Source organism: Mycolicibacterium celeriflavum, from assembly GCF_010731795.1.
Classification (GTDB): Bacteria; Actinomycetota; Actinomycetes; order Mycobacteriales; family Mycobacteriaceae; genus Mycobacterium; species Mycobacterium celeriflavum.
On the sequence record NZ_AP022591.1, the window covers coordinates 3,739,595 to 3,756,966 of the forward strand.

Annotated in this window: 18 protein-coding genes; 12 read left to right on the forward strand and 6 right to left on the reverse strand. The window is 62.8% G+C overall.

Translation table 11 applies throughout. The features are described 5' to 3' along the window. Positions 1–133 precede the first annotated feature (133 nt). Both G6N18_RS18100 and G6N18_RS18105 read right to left on the reverse strand, forming a co-directional pair. Complete coding sequence (locus G6N18_RS18100) at positions 134–1,642, reverse strand: carboxylesterase/lipase family protein (protein WP_043985041.1); 1,509 nt, start codon at positions 1,640–1,642, stop codon at positions 134–136. Positions 1,643–1,863: 221 nt separating this feature from the next. Beyond that, positions 1,864–2,877, reverse strand: coding sequence for a helix-turn-helix domain-containing protein (locus G6N18_RS18105; protein ID WP_041800299.1), 1,014 nt, complete (start codon positions 2,875–2,877; stop codon positions 1,864–1,866). Positions 2,878–2,999: 122 nt separating this feature from the next. Between G6N18_RS18105 and G6N18_RS18110 the strand changes: the two genes are divergently transcribed. From G6N18_RS18110 to G6N18_RS18145, 8 genes are all read left to right on the forward strand, one after another. Next, a complete protein-coding gene (locus G6N18_RS18110) occupies positions 3,000–3,320 on the forward strand; it encodes a 2Fe-2S iron-sulfur cluster-binding protein (protein WP_011895435.1) in 321 nt (106 codons plus the stop codon). Positions 3,321–3,342: 22 nt separating this feature from the next. Then, a complete protein-coding gene (locus G6N18_RS18115) occupies positions 3,343–4,734 on the forward strand; it encodes a cytochrome P450 (protein ID WP_083000314.1) in 1,392 nt (463 codons plus the stop codon). Then, positions 4,731–5,933, forward strand: a complete 1,203-nt coding sequence (locus G6N18_RS18120) for an NAD(P)/FAD-dependent oxidoreductase (RefSeq protein WP_083000312.1) — start codon at positions 4,731–4,733, stop codon at positions 5,931–5,933. Before G6N18_RS18115 ends, G6N18_RS18120 begins: the two co-directional genes overlap by 4 nt. A 265-nt stretch (positions 5,934–6,198) precedes the next feature. Further along, positions 6,199–6,609: an SCP2 sterol-binding domain-containing protein gene (locus G6N18_RS18125; protein ID WP_067992196.1), complete on the forward strand. Its 411-nt coding sequence runs from the start codon at positions 6,199–6,201 to the stop codon at positions 6,607–6,609. A gap of 48 nt (positions 6,610–6,657) precedes the next feature. Then, a complete protein-coding gene (locus G6N18_RS18130) occupies positions 6,658–8,274 on the forward strand; it encodes a fatty acid--CoA ligase (RefSeq protein WP_078290122.1) in 1,617 nt (538 codons plus the stop codon). Between the two features lie 45 nt (positions 8,275–8,319). Beyond that, positions 8,320–9,426: an NDMA-dependent alcohol dehydrogenase gene (locus tag G6N18_RS18135; protein ID WP_083000311.1), complete on the forward strand. Its 1,107-nt coding sequence runs from the start codon at positions 8,320–8,322 to the stop codon at positions 9,424–9,426. A gap of 271 nt (positions 9,427–9,697) precedes the next feature. Continuing rightward, positions 9,698–10,798 (forward strand): BtrH N-terminal domain-containing protein, encoded by a 1,101-nt coding sequence (locus tag G6N18_RS18140; protein ID WP_043985049.1) that lies wholly within the window; start codon positions 9,698–9,700, stop codon positions 10,796–10,798. Continuing rightward, complete coding sequence (locus tag G6N18_RS18145) at positions 10,795–11,463, forward strand: transglutaminase-like domain-containing protein (RefSeq protein ID WP_043985051.1); 669 nt, start codon at positions 10,795–10,797, stop codon at positions 11,461–11,463. Before G6N18_RS18140 ends, G6N18_RS18145 begins: the two co-directional genes overlap by 4 nt. A gap of 224 nt (positions 11,464–11,687) precedes the next feature. On the opposite strand, the gene G6N18_RS18150 is transcribed toward G6N18_RS18145, so the two are convergent. After that, positions 11,688–11,921 (reverse strand): hypothetical protein, encoded by a 234-nt coding sequence (locus G6N18_RS18150; RefSeq protein ID WP_162291742.1) that lies wholly within the window; start codon positions 11,919–11,921, stop codon positions 11,688–11,690. Between G6N18_RS18150 and G6N18_RS18155 the strand changes: the two genes are divergently transcribed. Both G6N18_RS18155 and G6N18_RS18160 read left to right on the forward strand, forming a co-directional pair. Next, entirely contained in the window at positions 11,889–12,272 is a 384-nt protein-coding gene (locus G6N18_RS18155; RefSeq protein WP_078281697.1) for a PaaI family thioesterase, read from the forward strand. The two genes, G6N18_RS18150 and G6N18_RS18155, sit on opposite strands and share 33 nt — an antisense overlap. Positions 12,273–12,453: 181 nt before the next feature. Further along, the gene (locus G6N18_RS18160) at positions 12,454–13,503 is read left to right on the forward strand and encodes an LLM class flavin-dependent oxidoreductase (RefSeq protein WP_062655119.1); all 1,050 of its coding nucleotides are present in this window, start codon (positions 12,454–12,456) and stop codon (positions 13,501–13,503) included. Positions 13,504–13,550: 47 nt separating this feature from the next. Here the strand turns inward: G6N18_RS18160 and G6N18_RS18165 are convergent, their stop codons facing one another. The 3 genes from G6N18_RS18165 to G6N18_RS18175 all read right to left on the reverse strand — a co-directional run bounded on the left by G6N18_RS18165 (position 13,551) and on the right by G6N18_RS18175 (position 15,217). Next, entirely contained in the window at positions 13,551–14,015 is a 465-nt protein-coding gene (locus G6N18_RS18165; RefSeq protein ID WP_062655118.1) for a DUF6188 family protein, read from the reverse strand. 75 nt (positions 14,016–14,090) lie between these two features. After that, entirely contained in the window at positions 14,091–14,762 is a 672-nt protein-coding gene (locus tag G6N18_RS18170; RefSeq protein ID WP_062655117.1) for a TetR/AcrR family transcriptional regulator, read from the reverse strand. Then, positions 14,759–15,217 (reverse strand): PaaI family thioesterase, encoded by a 459-nt coding sequence (locus G6N18_RS18175; protein WP_276060649.1) that lies wholly within the window; start codon positions 15,215–15,217, stop codon positions 14,759–14,761. The genes G6N18_RS18170 and G6N18_RS18175 overlap by 4 nt, the downstream gene beginning before the upstream one ends. 155 nt (positions 15,218–15,372) lie before the next feature. On the opposite strand from G6N18_RS18175, the gene G6N18_RS18180 reads away from it, so the two are divergent. Beyond that, positions 15,373–16,059 carry a TetR/AcrR family transcriptional regulator gene (locus G6N18_RS18180; protein WP_083000309.1) on the forward strand — a complete coding sequence of 229 codons (687 nt, stop codon included), beginning with the start codon at positions 15,373–15,375 and terminating at the stop codon, positions 16,057–16,059. A gap of 484 nt (positions 16,060–16,543) precedes the next feature. After that, positions 16,544–17,341, forward strand: a complete 798-nt coding sequence (locus G6N18_RS18185) for a hypothetical protein (protein ID WP_043985058.1) — start codon at positions 16,544–16,546, stop codon at positions 17,339–17,341. Positions 17,342–17,372: the final 31 nt, after the last annotated feature.

Genomic DNA, 17,372 nt, shown 5'->3' on the forward strand with positions numbered 1-17,372 from the left:
AAGAATGTGGCCCTCTTCGGCCTTTTGGGATTGGCACGCCGGAGGTGCTCCTTGCCACCGTTTCACCCTTGGCTCCCAGAAACAATCGGTGCCAAATGCTGTGAACGCATGCGTCGCCGCGGGGAACCGCTCGTCAGCGTCCGAGGACTTGAAAACCTTCCCATGCTTTCCGGCGGTCGGCGTGGGGGTCGTTGTCCACTCGCGAAGCGCGATCGAAGACGAGGACCGGACGGGCGTCGCTGGTGTAGCGCGGCCAGCCGTCTCCTGGAACTCCGGTGCGTGCGAAAGCATCCCAGCGCCCTTGCATGTCGTCGCTCACGCGTAGGGCCGAGCGGCGATCGGCTCCGGCGCTGAGTAGCCGACCGAGCGGCGTGCGGTAGGCGTCGAACACCGCAAGAAGCTCCGTCGCATGGGTGGCACCCAGCCCGGCCCATTGCAGAGTTCGCGGGGCGAAGTCATAGCGGTACAGATATGTGGGGGCGTGCCGACTGTGGGAATCCGCGAGCTGCCACAGTGTCGATCCGAATGTGAAGTCGGCCCCCAGTCGGATACAGGCATCGGGGGCCGGATATTCGGGATAGGCAGCAGTAATTCGCTCGCGACAGGTGGGTTCCGCTCCCGCTAGTAACGCTTCGATCTTGGCTTCGTTCGTCGGGAGGAGTTTGAGGAAGCGAGTGAACAACCGGCCCTCGTCGGCGTTCGTACCGACGATCAGCGGCACACGGTACGCCTTGCCGTCGCGCATCGCTTGAATGGGCTCGGACGGTAGATAGTCGGTTCCGAATGTGCATCCCACCGGGTAACCGCCAGCAAGGTCCGATGCACTCGTGGTGAGCAAGCGATCGAATGCATTCACCAGTTGAGCCGGACGCGCCGCCAACAGGAGGCGGGCGGGCTCCCGCTCGTCGGCGCAGAGAATGGATGCGAACTTGGCGGCGAACTCCGCGGCCAGCTCCTGGGAGCGGGATAGCGCGCCGGCCGGACTTTGTGAGATAGCCTGTGCGAAAAGCCCTTTAGCCGCTGGCACGGCCAGCAAAGTGGTAACGGCGTGCGCGCCCGCGCTCTCTCCGAAGATCGTCACGTTATCGGGATCGCCGCCGAATGCCGCGATGTTCTCGCGTACCCACCTGAGCGCCGACACGAGGTCACGCAAGTAGAGGTTGTCGTCAATATGGATGTCTGCGGTGGACAGCGACGACAGGTCGACAGCCCCTAGCGCGCCGAGGCGGTAGTTTGTCGATACGTACACGCAACCGCTGCGGGCAAGCGACGCGCCATCATAGATCGGTGTCGCGGAACTGCCCAGGAAGTACGCCCCGCCGTGAATGAAGAACATCACGGGCAGAGGTCGGTCCGAGCCGCCGTCGGGTGCAACGACATTGAGGGTGAGGCAGTCCTCGCTCATGGGCTGGAACTTGCCCGGACCGACGATGGTGTATCGGCGGGGCTGTGGAGCGCAGTAGCGGAATCGGTGGCAGGGTCGGACGCCGTCCCACGCTTCGACCGGCTGGGGAGCCTTGAACCGCAGCGCGCCGACTGGTGGCTTGGCGTAGGGAATGGAACGCCAGCGATTGACGCCGTCCCGCGTGAATCCTTCGATGGCGCCCGAGGTGAGTTCGGTGCGGACTGTCTTCGCTGGCATGTATCGACAATAGCGAATGACTATTCACACCAGCGCCCGGCTCTGCCGTTCAGTCGCCGTGTCGGGCACGGTTTGGCCTGCTACTGATGACTCACTCGACTTCGGTCAGCGGCCTCCACGGCCGTTCGGTGACGTCGTGGCTGATTCTTAAGCACCGGTTACATCTTTTCAGAAGAAGAAGCTACCCATGACCGGCTATCTCCGGGCGTGCGGGGACATCCTCAGCGTTGTGAGCGTCGGTACTCGCTCGGAGAGCGGCCGGTCCATCGCTTGAAGGCGTGTGAGAAGTTAGCAAGATCGCCGTATCCGAGCTCGGTCGCGATCTGGCTTGCCGACATTGATCGGGTGATTAACAGCATCATCGCGCTCTCCCGCAGACACGACTGGCGCAACTCGCGAAAGGTGGTGCCCTCTTCGGCGAGCCGGCGTTTGAGTGTGCTGGTGGATACCGAGAGTTCGTCTGCGACCCGCTGGCAACTTCGCTGTCCGGGATCCTCGTCCAACAACCGTCTCACCTTCTTGGAGAAGGACGTGGCTCCGCTCTGCTCGTCGAGGGTCCGCCTCAGCTCGGCGACGGCGAGTCGATACGCAAGGGGATCGGAGAACCGGCACACTTCATTGAGCGCGTTGACGGGAACATGAAGGTAGGACATCGGTGCGTCAAAGAACAGGCGCCCGGCTAGTACCATCTCTGCCGCGAGTTTGTTCAGGGAGACCGGCGCTGACCAACTCAAGTGGAGCGTGACGGTCAGCGCGTCACTGACGAGCATGTCCAGCAGTCGTAACAACGCCGAGCCGGTATATGTGACTGCTAAGCAGTCCAGGGCCCGATCGCCTGTGTGCCCCCAGAGCCCGACGGTGAGACCTTGGTCGTTTGGACGGAATTGTGCATTGATCGCCGTGGTGATCAACGGTAGATAGGTGAGCAGCTCGACGATCTCGGCTACCGAGCCTGCGCTGACCAGCGGGACGCTCAACGGGCCGAAAGATGTCAACTGTGCCTGTCCTGCAAACGAGAAGCCGAGCAGGGTTGCCCGGTCGACGTCTAGATCGGGGTACAGATCGCGAAACCACCGCAGTGGCGCCTGGACATCGTGCTGCATCAGCGTCGCCTCGTCGGTTCCCTCGCGCGCCATGATGGTGCGAAGCCGCGCGACGGCGTCCGGGTCGAGTGCCTGGCTCTCCAGCATTTGCACGAACGCGACCGGAGGCACACCGGCGTTGCTGAACTTCACCGATCGTGCCCCCTGAGCCCAATCCACAAGTTCCTGATCCGCGCAAACATAGCGGAAGCGCTCGGATTGGACAATCCTGTTAACAAGTATTCACATTCAGGGCAACTTAAGAGGAGTCGGTAATGGCCGTTGTCACTTTTGTCTCCCACGACGGCGACAAGCACCAGGTGCCTCTCGATGAAGGCCAGTCACTCATGCAGGTCGCGACCAACAATGCAGTGCCTGGCATCGACGGCGACTGCGGAGGCGAAGCGGCGTGCGGTACCTGCCACGTCGTCGTCGATCCGCAGTGGTCCGATCAGGTCGGCTCCTCCGGCGTCGGCGAAGAGGAGATGCTCGCGATGAACCCCGAGCGTCAGCCGACCTCTCGGCTGTCCTGCCAGATGACGGCCTCCGAGGCATGGGACGGCTTGATCGTCCATCTGCCGGAGTTCCAGATGTGACGACGAAGGGAAGTGGTCAAACATGGTAAAAATCTCTGAAAAGGTCGCCGAGAAAGTTCAGGCGACCATCCCGATCGACCTGCAGATTCAAGGTGCACACGCCTACGACAAAACTCGGCGTTGGGTGACCGGTACGAACGGGAAGAAACTCTTTGTAGAGCGTCCTATTCCGCCGGCCGAGGAGGTCGAACTCGCCGACATCGATCTCAGCAATCCTTTTCTCTATCGCCAGGGGCGCTGGCAGTCATACTACGAGCGCCTGCGTAACGAAGCTCCGGTCCATTATCAGCGGCACAGTGCCTTCGGCCCGTTTTGGTCCGTCACCCGGCATGCCGACATCGTGGCCGTCGACAAGAATCATGAGGTCTTCTCCGCTGAGCCATTGATCGTCATCGGGGTGCCGCCCCGCTTCCTGGATATCAAGATGTTCATCGCGATGGATCCACCACGCCACGACCTGCAGCGGGCGGCTGTCCAAGGGGTGGTCGCACCCAAGAACCTACGGGAAATGGAGGGTCTGATTCGCTCGCGCGTAAGGGAGGTGCTGGATAACCTCCCCGTGGATCAGCCGTTCGACTGGGTTCACGACGTCTCGATCGAGCTGACCGCTCGAATGCTTGCGACCCTGCTGGACTTTCCGTACGAGCAGCGTCGCAAGCTTGTCGAGTGGTCGGATCTGGCAACCTCGATGGAGCAAACCAACGGCGGTCCCTCGGACCTTGACGAGACGTTCGTCGGCATGCGCGCCATGGCCCGAGATCTCAGCCGGCACTGGCACGACAAGGCGGCCCGGACCGGTGCCGGAGAAGAGCCTGGGTTCGATCTGATCACCATGCTGCAGAGCAATGAAAGCACCAAAGACCTGATCGACCGGCCGATGGAGTTCTTGGGCAACCTTCTGCTGCTGATCGTCGGAGGCAACGACACGACCCGGAACTCGATGAGCGGCGGCGTTCTCGCGTTAAACCGCCACCCGGACCAGTTCGAGAAGCTGAAAGCAAATCCCGACCTGATCCCCAACATGAACTCCGAGATTATCCGATGGCAGACGCCACTCGCCTACATGCGCCGGATCGCCAAGGCCGACACCATGCTGAATGGTCAGTTCATTCGCAAGGGTGACAAGGTCGTGATGTGGTACGCATCGGGAAACCGCGATGAGCGCGTATTCGATCGGCCCGACGACTTCATCATCGACCGGGACAACGCCCGCAACCACATCTCTTTCGGGTTCGGCGTCCACCGCTGTATGGGCAACCGGTTGGCCGAGATGCAGTTGCGGATCCTGTGGGAGGAGCTGCTTCCTCGTTTCGAGAAGATCGAGGTCATTGGTGAGCCCGAATACGTGCAATCCAACTTCGTCAGGGGAATCAGCAAGCTGATGGTCCGCCTCACCCCGAAAGCCGGCGCATGACTTTGCATCGAGCGGTCATCGTGGGCGCCAGCCACGCGGGCGCCCAACTGGCGGCCAGCCTTCGTCAAGAAGGATGGGACGGCGAGATCGTCCTCGTCGGCAATGAATCGGCAGCGCCCTACCAACGCCCTCCGCTGTCGAAGGCATATCTGGCCGGGAACTGCGCAGTCGACAAGCTCGCGATCCGCAGCGCCGAGTTTTACACCCAGCTGCGAATCGAAGTTCTGGATGCGACGGTGGAGGCGATCGATCGCGCAGCGGGTCACCTCTCGCTGAGCACCGGCGAGGTGCTGCCCTACGACAGGCTCGCGCTGTGCACGGGCGCGCGCCCCCGTCGGCTCTCCACCCCAGGCGCCGACCTGGCCGGAGTCTTCTACCTACGCACCGCGGCGGACGTCGAGATGATCCGAGACGCCACCAGACCGGGGCGTCGAGCCGTGATCATCGGCGGCGGTTACATCGGATTGGAGACGGCTGCCTCCTTGCGTGCGTTGGGTCTAGAGGTCACCGTGCTCGAGGCGACGGAGCGCGTCCTCGAACGGGTGACCGCCCCGGAGGTATCGGCGTTCTTCGACCGGATCCACCGGGAGGCGGGCGTCAACATCCAGACGGGCGCGCGGGTCGAGGCTCTGTCTGGCGACGGCAAAGTCGGCGAAGTAGTCCTGGCCGGTGGCGAATCGATTTCCGCCGACCTCGTCATTGTCGGCATCGGCGTTGAGCCGAACACCGAGCTCGCCGCTGCCGCGGGCTTGGTCGTCGACAACGGCGTCGTGATCGACGACCAAGCCCAGACCAGCGACTCCGCCATCATGGCCGCCGGGGACTGCGTCAGCCACGACATGGCTCGTTACGGCCGCCGTATACGTCTGGAGTCCGTGCCCAGTGCGGCCGAGCAGGCCAAAGTCGCGGCGGCGACTTTGTGCGGGAAGTCCAAGAAGATATCAGCGCTGCCTTGGTTTTGGTCAGATCAATACGACCTCAAGCTCCAGATCGCGGGTCTCAACACCGGGTACGACGAGGTGGTCCTCAGCGGCGACCCGACCCGCGACCGCGACTTCACCTGCTTCTACCTGCGTGCCGGCGAGCTCATCGCCGCCGACTGCATCAATCGCCCCCGCGACTTCATGTTCAGCAAGCGGGTCATTACGCAGCAGGTCCCCGTCGAACGGGCCGAACTCATGCTCGCCGGCTCGGTCTGAGGTCATGGCTGCATGGGCGATGGGACGGCGACTGCGATTGCGACGCGTGTCTCGGAGACGAACGTCAGCGAGAACCGCCATCCAACTCCGCTGGCCGCGGGGACTGGCTAGCGGATGCCGCCGGGCACCTCGGCGGTGTTACCGCAGCGCATCAGAAGCTAGTGGAGGTCGCCAACAGGCGTGACGATTTTTGCGGAGGGAGCATCGTCTTGAGTCGATGCTCGCGACTGTTCTGTTCTGACAACGAGATTGGTGGAGATTGACGGTGGCGGTATTCAAGGACGAGGACGAGGTCTATGCCTTCTTGGGTGGGATCTTTCAACGGGGCTTGGAGAAGGAGGGACTGGCGGACAAGCTCGCAAATTCGGGTGTGGTGTTACGGGTGCACTACACCGATCCGGACGCGGTGGTAACGGTGGACATGCCGAAGAAGGTGGTGGAGACCGGAGCGGCCAGTACCGCGGTGCCCAACGTGGAGTTGTTCATGTCGGCGGACACTGGAAACAAGTTCTGGCTGGGCAAGGTGAACCTGACGATGGCGATGGCCAAGGGGACGGTGCGCGCAAAGGGCCCGGTGCCGAAGTTGATCAAGTTGATTCCGCAGGCCAAGAATCTGTTCCCCGAGTACCGGTTGATGCTGCAGAGTCAGGATCGGCAGGACCTCATCGATGCGTGACCGTCGCCTCATCAAGGGTTGTCGGGCGGGCTCTCGATGAGGAGCACGATGCAGGACGTTGCGTTGACGGTGCCCGCGATCGTGGCCCATGCTGCGGCAGTCCATGGCGATCGCGAGGTGTTGACCGCACGCGGACCCCAACAGATCTCTGGGGTGTCGTATCATGAGTTGGGGCAGCGTGCGGCGCGGTTGGCGAATGCGTTGCGCGAGATAGGCATTTGTGGAGACGAGCGTGTCGCGACGCTGCAGTGGAGCAACCAGGAGCACCTGGACTGTTACGCGGCGGTGCCGTCGATGGGTGCGGTGCTACATACGTTGAATCTGCGGCTGCCACCTGAACAGCTGACGTGGATCGCCAATCATGCCGAAGATCAGGTGATCATCGTCGACGGTACGGTGCTGAACCTGTTGGCGGCGGCGTTGCCGTCGATGACCTCGGTGCGCACGGTGCTGGTGACCGGCACGGGTGATCTTACCGCAGTGCAGGGCTGCGGAAAGGACGTCCTTCGCTACGACGATGTGGTGGCAGCCCAGCCGAGCACGTTCGACTGGCCCGACGTCGACGAGCAGTCGGCCGCAGCGATGTGCTACACGAGCGGTACTACCGGGCACCCGAAAGGCGTTGTCTACAGCCACCGTTCGACGTGGTTGCACTCTCAATCGGCGTGCACCTCGAACGCCTTGGGCATCGGTCATGACGACACGGTGTTGGCGATCGTTCCGATGTTCCACGCTAATGCCTGGGGGTTGCCGTATGCGGCGATGATGGCGGGGGCGCAGCTTCTGCTGCCTGACCGTTTCCTGCAGGCGGGGCCATTGGTGGAGATGATCGAGGCGGCCCGGCCCACGATGGCGGGCGCTGTGCCGACGATCTGGACCGATGTCTTGCACTACCTGCGCGACAATCCCGGCCACGACGTGAGTTCGCTGGAGATGGTGGCGTGCGGTGGTTCGGCGGTTCCGAGGTCGTTGATGACTGCCTATGACGAACTGGGCATCCGAATCGTGCAGGCCTGGGGGATGACTGAGACCTCCCCGCTGGCTGCGGTCGCTCTGCCGCGGAACACCGACACCCCGGAGAGGTCCCTTTACCTGCGGGGAACCCAAGGCAGGGTAGTGGCCGGTGTGCAGGCGCGCATCGTTGATGACAGCGGTGCAGAACAACCTTGGGACGGACTGTCGGTGGGGGAGATTCAGATCCGCGGCCCGTGGATCACTCAGTCCTATTACGAGCATGACAGTCCGGCGGTGTCGCCGGACGGTTGGTTATGCACCGGGGATGTCGGGACCATCAGCGCCGATGCGTTCATCACTCTCACCGACCGCGCCAAAGACGTGATCAAGTCTGGAGGGGAGTGGATCTCCTCGGTGGAATTGGAGAACGAGTTGGCCGCTCACCCTGCAGTACGCACCGCCACGGTGATTGGAGTGCCCGACGACAAGTGGCAGGAACGGCCGCTGGCAGTGGTGGTCCTGGCCGCTGACTGCACCGCCACCGCTGCGGAGTTGACTGAGTTCCTGCGTGCACGGGTGGCCAAGTGGTGGCTACCGGAACGGTGGGCGTTCGTCGCCGACGTTCCGTTGACGTCTACTGGCAAGTTCGACAAGAAGAAGCTGCGCCGCCAGCATGCCGACGGTGAGCTCGCCGTCGAGACGCTGGCGTGAACCATCCACTGCTACGGAAGCACCGACGTTGAGGAGAGGACACACATGAAAACACGCGCTGCCGTGCTCTGGGGCTTGGGAGAGAAGTGGGAGGTTGATGAGATCGAGCTGGATCCGCCCGGTGCGGATGAAGTGCTGGTCCGGTTGACCGCCAGCGGGTTGTGCCATTCAGACGAACACCTGGTGACCGGTGATCTGCCGTTTCCGCTGCCCGTCGTCGGTGGTCATGAAGGCGCCGGCACCGTGGTCGAGGTGGGTGCAGGTGTCGAGGACCTGGCCGAGGGCGATTCGGTCATCCTGACGTTCCTGCCGTCTTGCGGGCACTGCTCTTACTGCGCGCGCGGGATGGGAAACCTGTGCGACATGGGTGCGGCGATTATGATGGGACCCCAGATCGACGGCACCTACCGCTTCCATGCCCGCGGCGAGGATGTCGGCCAGATGTGCTTGCTGGGCACGTTCTCGGAATACACCGTGGTGCCGAAGGCCTCCTTGGTCAAGGTTGACCACGGGACACCGTTGGACAAGGCGGCCTTGATCGGTTGCGGTGTCACGACCGGTTACGGCTCGGCGGTACGCACCGGTGACGTGCGCGCCGGGGACACCGTGGTCGTGATCGGCGCCGGCGGCATCGGCATGAATGCGATCCAAGGCGCCCGCATCGCTGGCGCGTTGACCATCGTGGCTGTCGACCCAGTGGAGTTCAAGCGCGAACAAGCTGGCGGTTTCGGCGCGACGCATGCCGTTGCCACCATCGATGACGCCTGGTCACTGATCAGCGACATCACCCGTGGCAAACTCGCCGACGTCTGCGTCTTGACCACCGACGTCGCCGAGGGGTCCTACATCGGCGAGGCGCTGTCATTGGTCGGTAAACGCGGCCGTGTGGTCATTACCGCGATCGGGCACCCCGAAGACACATCGATGTCGGGTTCACTGCTGGAATTAACGCTGTATGAAAAGCAGATCCGCGGCGCCCTCTACGGCTCGTCCAACGCCGCCCACGACATCCCGCGGCTCGTCGAACTCTACAACTCCGGACACCTCAAACTCGACGAGCTGATCACCCGTGAGTACACCCTCGATCAGATCAACGAGGGCTACGACGACATGCGGTCAGGCCGCAACATCCGAGGACTCATCCGATTCTGACAGAGCACCCAAAGCAGGGAAGCGCAAAACGGCACCAAGCGAGCTCAGTACAACGATGGCGATGCTGCGGGTCAGGGGCTCTCACCGTTGACGCTTCGATGCGGGATAGCGATCGAAAGCAATGTTTCCCATAGTCATAGGCGCTCGAGCTGCGCGGGTGAGATTGGCTGCGGTCGAACAGTTCTGGCACCTACCGCCAGCCGGGACGCCTTGATGGTATGTAGCTTTCGATGAGTGTTAACAGTGCTATTGGATAAGAGAGGAAGCGGCGATGGCGAGGATTGAAATTCCCTATCTCCATAGGAGAGGAGGGCACTGTGGTTCCGGTGCGCTGCGTGACCTTACTGAATGGGCACAACTAGGATGGGGGACAGAAACACTCAGTGAAGGATTGGTCTTCACCCTCGGCGGAGCCTTGGACTTCTCGTACGTCCGCTCTACGCAATTGTTTCCCCAGATCTACCTGGTAGGACGAGGAAGCGACCTGGAAAAAGACTACCTCTCCCGAGTTGGTGCAAACTGCGTCGTGCGATCGACCGATGACGCAGACGTGGGATGGTCATTTGTTACCGACGAAGTCGACAAGGGCCGACCCGTCATGGTCTGGGCTGACATCGGCGAACTTCCTTACCTGCGCGTCCGATTGCACATGAGCCGTCACGACATCGTCATCACCGGATATGATGACGAACAAGGGGTTGCCTATGTGGTCGATAATGACCGCGAGACCACCCAAACGGTGGCTTATGATGACCTGCGCCGGGCGCGGTCCTCGGTAGGGTTCCCTACACCGACCCGGCACACCACATATCACGTCGACTGGCCGGAGCGAGTGCCCGACCTTGGGCCGATTGCCGCCACTGCATTAGCCGCGAGCGCAGCTTTCATGCGCGGCGGTGCCGTAGGTGCGCCGCTACTGCGCATCGAGGCAGCTGAAGTCGAGGCTTCCGGTTTGAAGGGTGTGCAGGAGTTCGCCGATGACGTACGGCATTGGCCAACGGTGTTTGATGACGACGCCCTGACCGCGGCATTGTTCGGGCTCGGGGCGTTCATCGAGAAAGCCGGAACCGGTGGCGGGCTCTTTCGTATGCTGCAAGCACAAGGTTGCCAGAATATCGCCGATCTCCTCGGGGACGCCGCCGCAGCCGAAGCGGCGGCCGCGGCCCGACACGCTTCCCAAGCGTGGTCTGAGCTTGCGGCCGCAGCCACCGATGCCGGCACATCGCTACGGAGTCGTAGTCTCGCTGCGGCCAAAATCGCCGCGACGATCCCGGACTCCGAAACACGCCTCGTCGAAGCCCTCGAAACGGCCAGTCGATCCGTTGGCACTGTCGATACCGGCCTCGAGGCTTATCTGAAAGGCTATCTGTGAGCGACACTTCAAACGAATCGAGTTTCCTGGAGACAACTGGGTTCCTCGATTGGCAGCACGACGATGTACAGCGCTTCACCGAGGACGCGGTCGGTGACGTTCGTGACCCTGTGCAGAAGGCGAGGTTGATCTTCACCGCTGTGCGGGACAGGATTTGGTACGATCCCTATAGCACCGACGACGATCCCGAGCATTATCGGGCGAGCTATGTAGCGACAGCGTCGAGGGCGTATTGCATACCGAAGGCGGTGCTGCTGACCGCGGCAGCTCGTGCGGCGGGCATTCCGGCCCGGCTCGGATTCGCGGACGTGCGCAACCATCTGCAGACCACCACATTGCGTGCCCGGATGGGAGGTACCGACGTGTTCGTCTACCACGGATATAGCGAATTACAACTCAACAACCGCTGGGTGAAGGCTACTCCGGCGTTCAATGCCGAGCTCTGCGCGCGATTCGGTGTACCTCCGATCGACTTCGACGGCCACACCGATGCGCTCCTCCATGCCTACGACGGTGGGGGAAGCCAACACATGGAGTACCTCAACGACCGCGGTTGGTACCACGATCTCCCCTTCACCGACATCGTTACAGAGTTGCATCACCGGTACGGCCCGCTCATGGCTGGTGCTGGAGCCCAGCGTGACGCCTTCTCCCAGGAGTTGTGAGGCGCTGCGGACTGTGTGCCAGTTCATTGTGACGCGATCTGGCCGGCTATGAATACACTGCAGTCCAAGGGATTACGGGCAGGACCAGATAGCCGACAGTGTCCTAATCGGAAGGTGTGTCGCAGCGATGATCTCGGCGGGCTAACGAGTCCTACATACATATCTACCGGCGATCAGCCCAGTCGACGCCGGCGCAATTCTTCAGTCGTGTGGTGAACCACGCGCTACGAGGGTCTATTTAGGAGGGTTTCGTCATCGAAGAGCAAGCGGAAGAAGATTCGGCCATCGCATGGTGGCATAGCTTTCAGGATCGTGCTGTCGCCGCCGACGGCGACTACCTTGATGCGCACCACCCGTGGTGCCTTGGTTGCGGCACAGACAATCCGCACGGTCATCGCCTGCGAGCGCGTCGGCATGGCGACGGGGTGGGTGCCAGGCATATCTTCGACGGCAGACATCGCGGCGCACCCGGTATCGCACATGGCGGCGCAGTCATGACCGTACTCGACGACATGGTGGGCATGTTGCTGTACGTCGTCGGTGAGATGGCCGTCACCCGCAGGTTCGATACCGAGTTCTACGCGCCGGTGTTGCTGGGGGTCCCCTACGAGGTCAGCGCGGAGCTGGTGTCCAAGACCGGCCGGAAACTCGAAGTCCGGACAGAATTGCGCGAGGAGACTACCGGTCAGCTAGTCGCGTCCGCCTCAGGGTTATTCGTCGTCGTCACGATGGCGCACTTCACTAGTTCCATACAGAAGGCGACTTCGACACCCTGCATTGTGCGGTCACCCAGGGAGGGAAGATGCTGAGCACCAGCCTTGGAGGTGGCGCACGGCTGGCCGCGCGCGTTCCACGTCTCTTACCCCGCTCGACGCAAACATCATCAACGCACTCATGTACCTGGTCGCCGAGGATCACCTCCACCAGACGGCGGCCACGGGTCAGCGCCGTCGTATTCGACGGCCCGCGCCCGCGCACAGGAGACCGGTCATGAGCACCTACGGCCTGTCGGTTCTCGGCGCGGATTTGAAGTCACTGGCCCAGACCGCACACGCCGCCGATGCGGCCGGGTTCGACGCCGTATGGGCCTCGGAGTTCTACTCCCGGTCGGGTTCGATCTCCATGGCCGCGATGGCCAACTGCACACAGAACTGCCGGATCGGTTCCTCCATTCTCTACGGCGTCGGCCGAAGCCCCCTGGTGCTGGCCACCGAGGCGCGTGATCTCGACGAACTCTCCAACGGACGGCTGGTGCTGGGCATCGGCAACGGCACCAAGCGGATGATGAGCGACTGGCACGGCGTGCCCGACACCTCCGCGCCCGCGCTGCGGATGGAAGAACTCGTGATGCTGCTGCGCCGGATATGGAACCTGCATGAAGGCCCGATCCATCACGAGGGTCGTTTTTACAGAATGAATCTCACGCCGACCGGCGACGTGGGACCCTCCAGCCGGCCGATCCCGATCGTCACCGCCGGTGTCCGGCCTCGGATGTGCGAGGCGGCCGGGCGGGTGGCCGACGGGCTGGCCGGACATCCCCTGTTCACCACCACCTACGTCGAGGAGATCGTCCGGCCCGCTATCGCCAGGGGTGCCGCGCACACCGGCCGCGACCCCAATGACGTGGAAATCATTTCCATGGTGATGTGCGCCATCCACGACGACGCCGAGGTCGCCAGGCGCGAACTGGCGCAGCAGATTGCGTTCTACTCCTCGGTCAAATCCTACGAGACGGTACTTGATGTGAACGGCTTCGCCAGCGAAGGCCGAACCATCCGGGAAGCATTCGCCCAGCGCGATTTCCCGGCGATGTTCGCCGCGGTGTCCGAGGAGATGATCGACACCATGGGCGTCGCGGGGACGGCACACGAGGTCCGTGAACAGCTGAGACGCTACGACGGCGTCCTCGACCACATCATGCTGTATTCACCATCGGTTGGCATCGCTCCCGAGCGCGTGCAGCAAAACCTCGACAGCATCATTCGGGAATGCTCGCCCGCCTCGATGTCGCCAGGGCAGTCCGGTCCACGTTCAATCTGATCCACGCATTGCCGCCGAAGTTGACCCGTCCCCGTCCGCGGTCGCATTTAGTGCGTCTGTCGCGCCGACCCCGCCGACGGTTGTGCGGCGTTGTTGAGGATGTTGGCGTCGTCGCTGTCGGGGAGGTCGTGGCGGACCACGCGTACCCGCCCCCGGGGTAGGCATGCCATGTAGCCGTGGCGCTTGCCGTACAACTCCCATGCCGTTTCCTCGGAATCGGGGTCGACGTCGATGCTGTGTCCACGCGAGAACCTCAGGTGTAGCCCTCCATCGTCGCCGGACCAGGCCTGAGTGCACACCGCGCCGGCGAGGTTCAACAACGGGCGTTCGTCAGTCGCGATCTTGAGTGGATCGATGCGTACCGCTTCTGCGGGATACGGGTCGACCGCAGGCAGTGTCAGCAGCAAGGGGCACGAGATGACAATCTCGTTGTAGTCGTCCAGGTCCAGGACCAGGCCGTCGCGCACGGAGACGCGTTGCACGACACAATTTTCGATCCATTGGGTATACATGGCACTCTCCTTCGCCGCGTCATCGAGCCTCGCCCTAAGGGTACTTTAGGTAGCGCTGCGATACTACTAGTATCGTTATGCGGTTTCCGCGGGTCGTGCGCGGCTGGTCACCACGCGCCGAGTGGCCAGGTCGATGCGTTCGCGAGTATCGGCGGCCGACGCTCGGTGGCCACAAAAGGCCACGAGGTTGGCCAGCCACACGTCGGAGATGATCGCGGCGATGTGTAAATCGGCGGGAGTCGGTTCGCCGCCCCTGAGCGTGCGGGCCAGCAGGGTCTGAATTTCGGCGGCGGCGCAGTCTAGTTCTGCGGCTGCCCGGGTGTCTGCAACGGCGAACGCTCGTGTCATGGCTGATGTCAGCCAGGGATCGCGCTGCCAGCGGTCATGTAGGTGTGTGGTGAGACGTTCGAGCCGTTCCAATGGCGTGCCGTCACCGCTAGCCCAGTCGTCAGCCGAGTCGAGTCGGCGAAACTCGCGCGATAGCGCCGCCACCAACAAGTTGGTCTTCGCCGGGAAGTGGCGGTAGAGCGTGCCGACGGCGATACCGGCCCGCTCGGCAACCGACCGCATCTGAACCGCCTCATAGCCACCTGACGTGGCCACGAGCAGGGCCGCGTCCAGAATCGCTTCCCGGCGCTGGGCGGATGAACGCGAGGCGGGCGCTACAGCGGTCCGCGTCTGACCGCCAGCCGAATTTGCTTCCAGCGGTCGGGTTTTGCCATGGCTGCGAGAAAGAGCGTGCGTCATAATCGCCCGTCGTCGAGGCCGCCGTGACGTGAGAACTGCTCGAGAAGGCCGCCAAAAGCACTGACGTCGCCGTGCGCAGCGAAGTGATCCGTGCTGACTGCGACAAATACGGCAATGGCGGTGAAGCGGATGGCCCCATCGGAATCAGTGCCCGTTGCCATGACGTGCAGAGCCCGTCCTTCGCGGGACCGGATGTGGGCGGTGATCCTGTGGGGTTGATGCAGAGGTACCGGCCGCAGATACTCCACTGTCAGGCTGCGAGTCACCGCTGGTGTGCCGGCGATCCACAATGTGAAGCCCAAGACGTCATCGCACGCCGCCGCAACTGCTCCGCCATGGGCCAGCCCAGGAGCCCCGATGTGGCGCTCGTCGAAAATCACGTGGGAGTACACCGCGTCGCCGCGGCGGTGCACCACCAACTGCAGTCCGTGGGGATTGTCGGGGCCGCAACCCATGCACGTTGTCGTGTGCGAAGGTAACCGCTTCGGCAGCGACGCGCTTTCCGGCACAATCACGCTCCAATACTATCGGTTTCGCTTCGATACCGTTAGTACCACACTGCTAGACTGCCAGGACAGCATCGCGTGAAATCGACCGCCGAGGTGAATGAGTGAGCGACAGTCAGCCAGCGCCGGTCCCTGACGATGACGTGGACCCGCGGCGAATCCGGTCTCGAAATCGACTGCTGGATGCAGCCGCGACCCTTCTGAGCACTGGCGGCGTGGAAGCCGTCACGATCGATGCCGTCACCAAAGCGTCCAAAGTGGCCAGAACCACGCTTTACCGCCATTTCCAAAGTTCGTCGCACCTGCTCGCAGCCACGTTCGAACGCTTGCTTCCCCAGGTGACGACTCCGGTACCGACCAGCGGCCCTCTGCGTGACCAGTTGATCGAATTGCTAAGCCGCCAAGCCGCTCTTTTCAACGACGCGCCACTGCATGTCACGACGCTGGCATGGCTGTCCCTTGGTCCCACCGGCCCGACGAACGAAGCCGATGATCGACACACATCCGGCGCGTTGCGGGCCCGAGTCGTCGACCAGTACCGGCAACCGTTCGACGCCATACTCTCTAGCCCGACGGCGCAAGCCGAGTTGGAGAACTTCGACCGAGAACTGGCGCTGTGCCAACTGGTCGGCCCACTGGCGTTTGCCCGGATGACCGGCATTCGCGCCATCACTCACGACGACTGCGTGAACCTCGTCGATGGCTTTCTCGCCGCCCACTGCAAGAGCGACGATGGCGAGACCAAGCGCGTGAAGGCCGCCAGTCTGCATGCAGGGCGACCGCTCGCATAGCCCTCTAGCACAACGAGTTTCACTGCGCCCAGTCTGGCTGGTCTTCGAACTTTCCTCTGCACTCCAGTCACGTCGGCGATGGCACCGGCGAAATGTTCGCCGTCACTCGCTAGGGGCCGTGCACGCAGATCGCAGGCATGCCCACGACGACTATGTCGGGCCAGGCGACGTGAACCGCCTCAGCGTTCGCAGTGCGGTTGCTCGCGTTGAGACCCCGTAGCACTTTCGTCAATGGCATTGCGGATCGATGCGTGTTTATCGTCCGACGAAAAGTGATCGTGCTGGCCCCAGAGTGCAAGAGGTGTGTCGGAATTGGAGGAACTGGCTGGCAGGGATGGCTTGGTGGCAAGCGGGGCGGGTTACTCGGCAGTGACGACAGCGGCCGGGGCGCGCCATCGGAAGTGACGCTGAGCGACGCGCGGAACTGAGACGAATGTGGCTGTGGTCGTGGACCAAACCTCGTGTTGCTTCGTAGGTTGTCGACATGACTGCTGTGTCGAAACTGGAGGCGCGTCGTCGCGCCGTCGAGGCGCAACGCCGAGCGAACGAAGTGCGAGCGCAGCAGGACCGTGCCAACGCCGATGACGCGACCGCCGTTCGGGCGTTGATCGGACGCCTGCAGGATGTGGACGAATGGCAGGCCCGTCGCGTCGCGCAGTCTCGCCAGCAAGCGGAGGCGGAGGCGCAGCGCAGGCGCAGCCGCTATTACGCGGAAGCCTGTGCATCGATCAAGGACATGCGGGAACGTGGCGCGACGTTGGCGGCTATCGCCGAGCTGGTCGGTGTTGATGTCAGAGAGATACGCGCGCTGCTGCGCAGCAAGGCGGCGAAAACCGTTAAGAAGCAACCGGCTGCGCGCGCTGATGCATGGCGCGACGCTCGTGTGGACACGGAGTGGCCGCGGTGCGTGCGATGCGATGTGTTGATGATGGATCCTGAAGACAGGCCACGTCGCGGACGCCGCCGGCTCTACTGCTCGGACACGTGTCGGCGCGACTCATCTGCTGCACGCATGGCTGCCGAGCGCCACGGAACGCCGATCCGCGTCGTCGAGGTGCCGAGGGCCGGTTCCGCGACCGACCTCGCCCTGACGCCTGAAGATTCACCGGCTCCTGTCCCTGTCAGCGCGCTCGACGCCGCAGACATTGCCTCCCGGGACGAGCGGGCGCTGTGCACGCTGCTAGCGAGGCTCACGGAACGGGCACGGCACAAGGACCTCGACCGAGCGACTCTGACGGCGGCGCGTGATCTCGCCAAAGCTGTTTATCCGTATCGCGCCTGAACGGCTCAGCAACCGTATCGATCATCTGGTC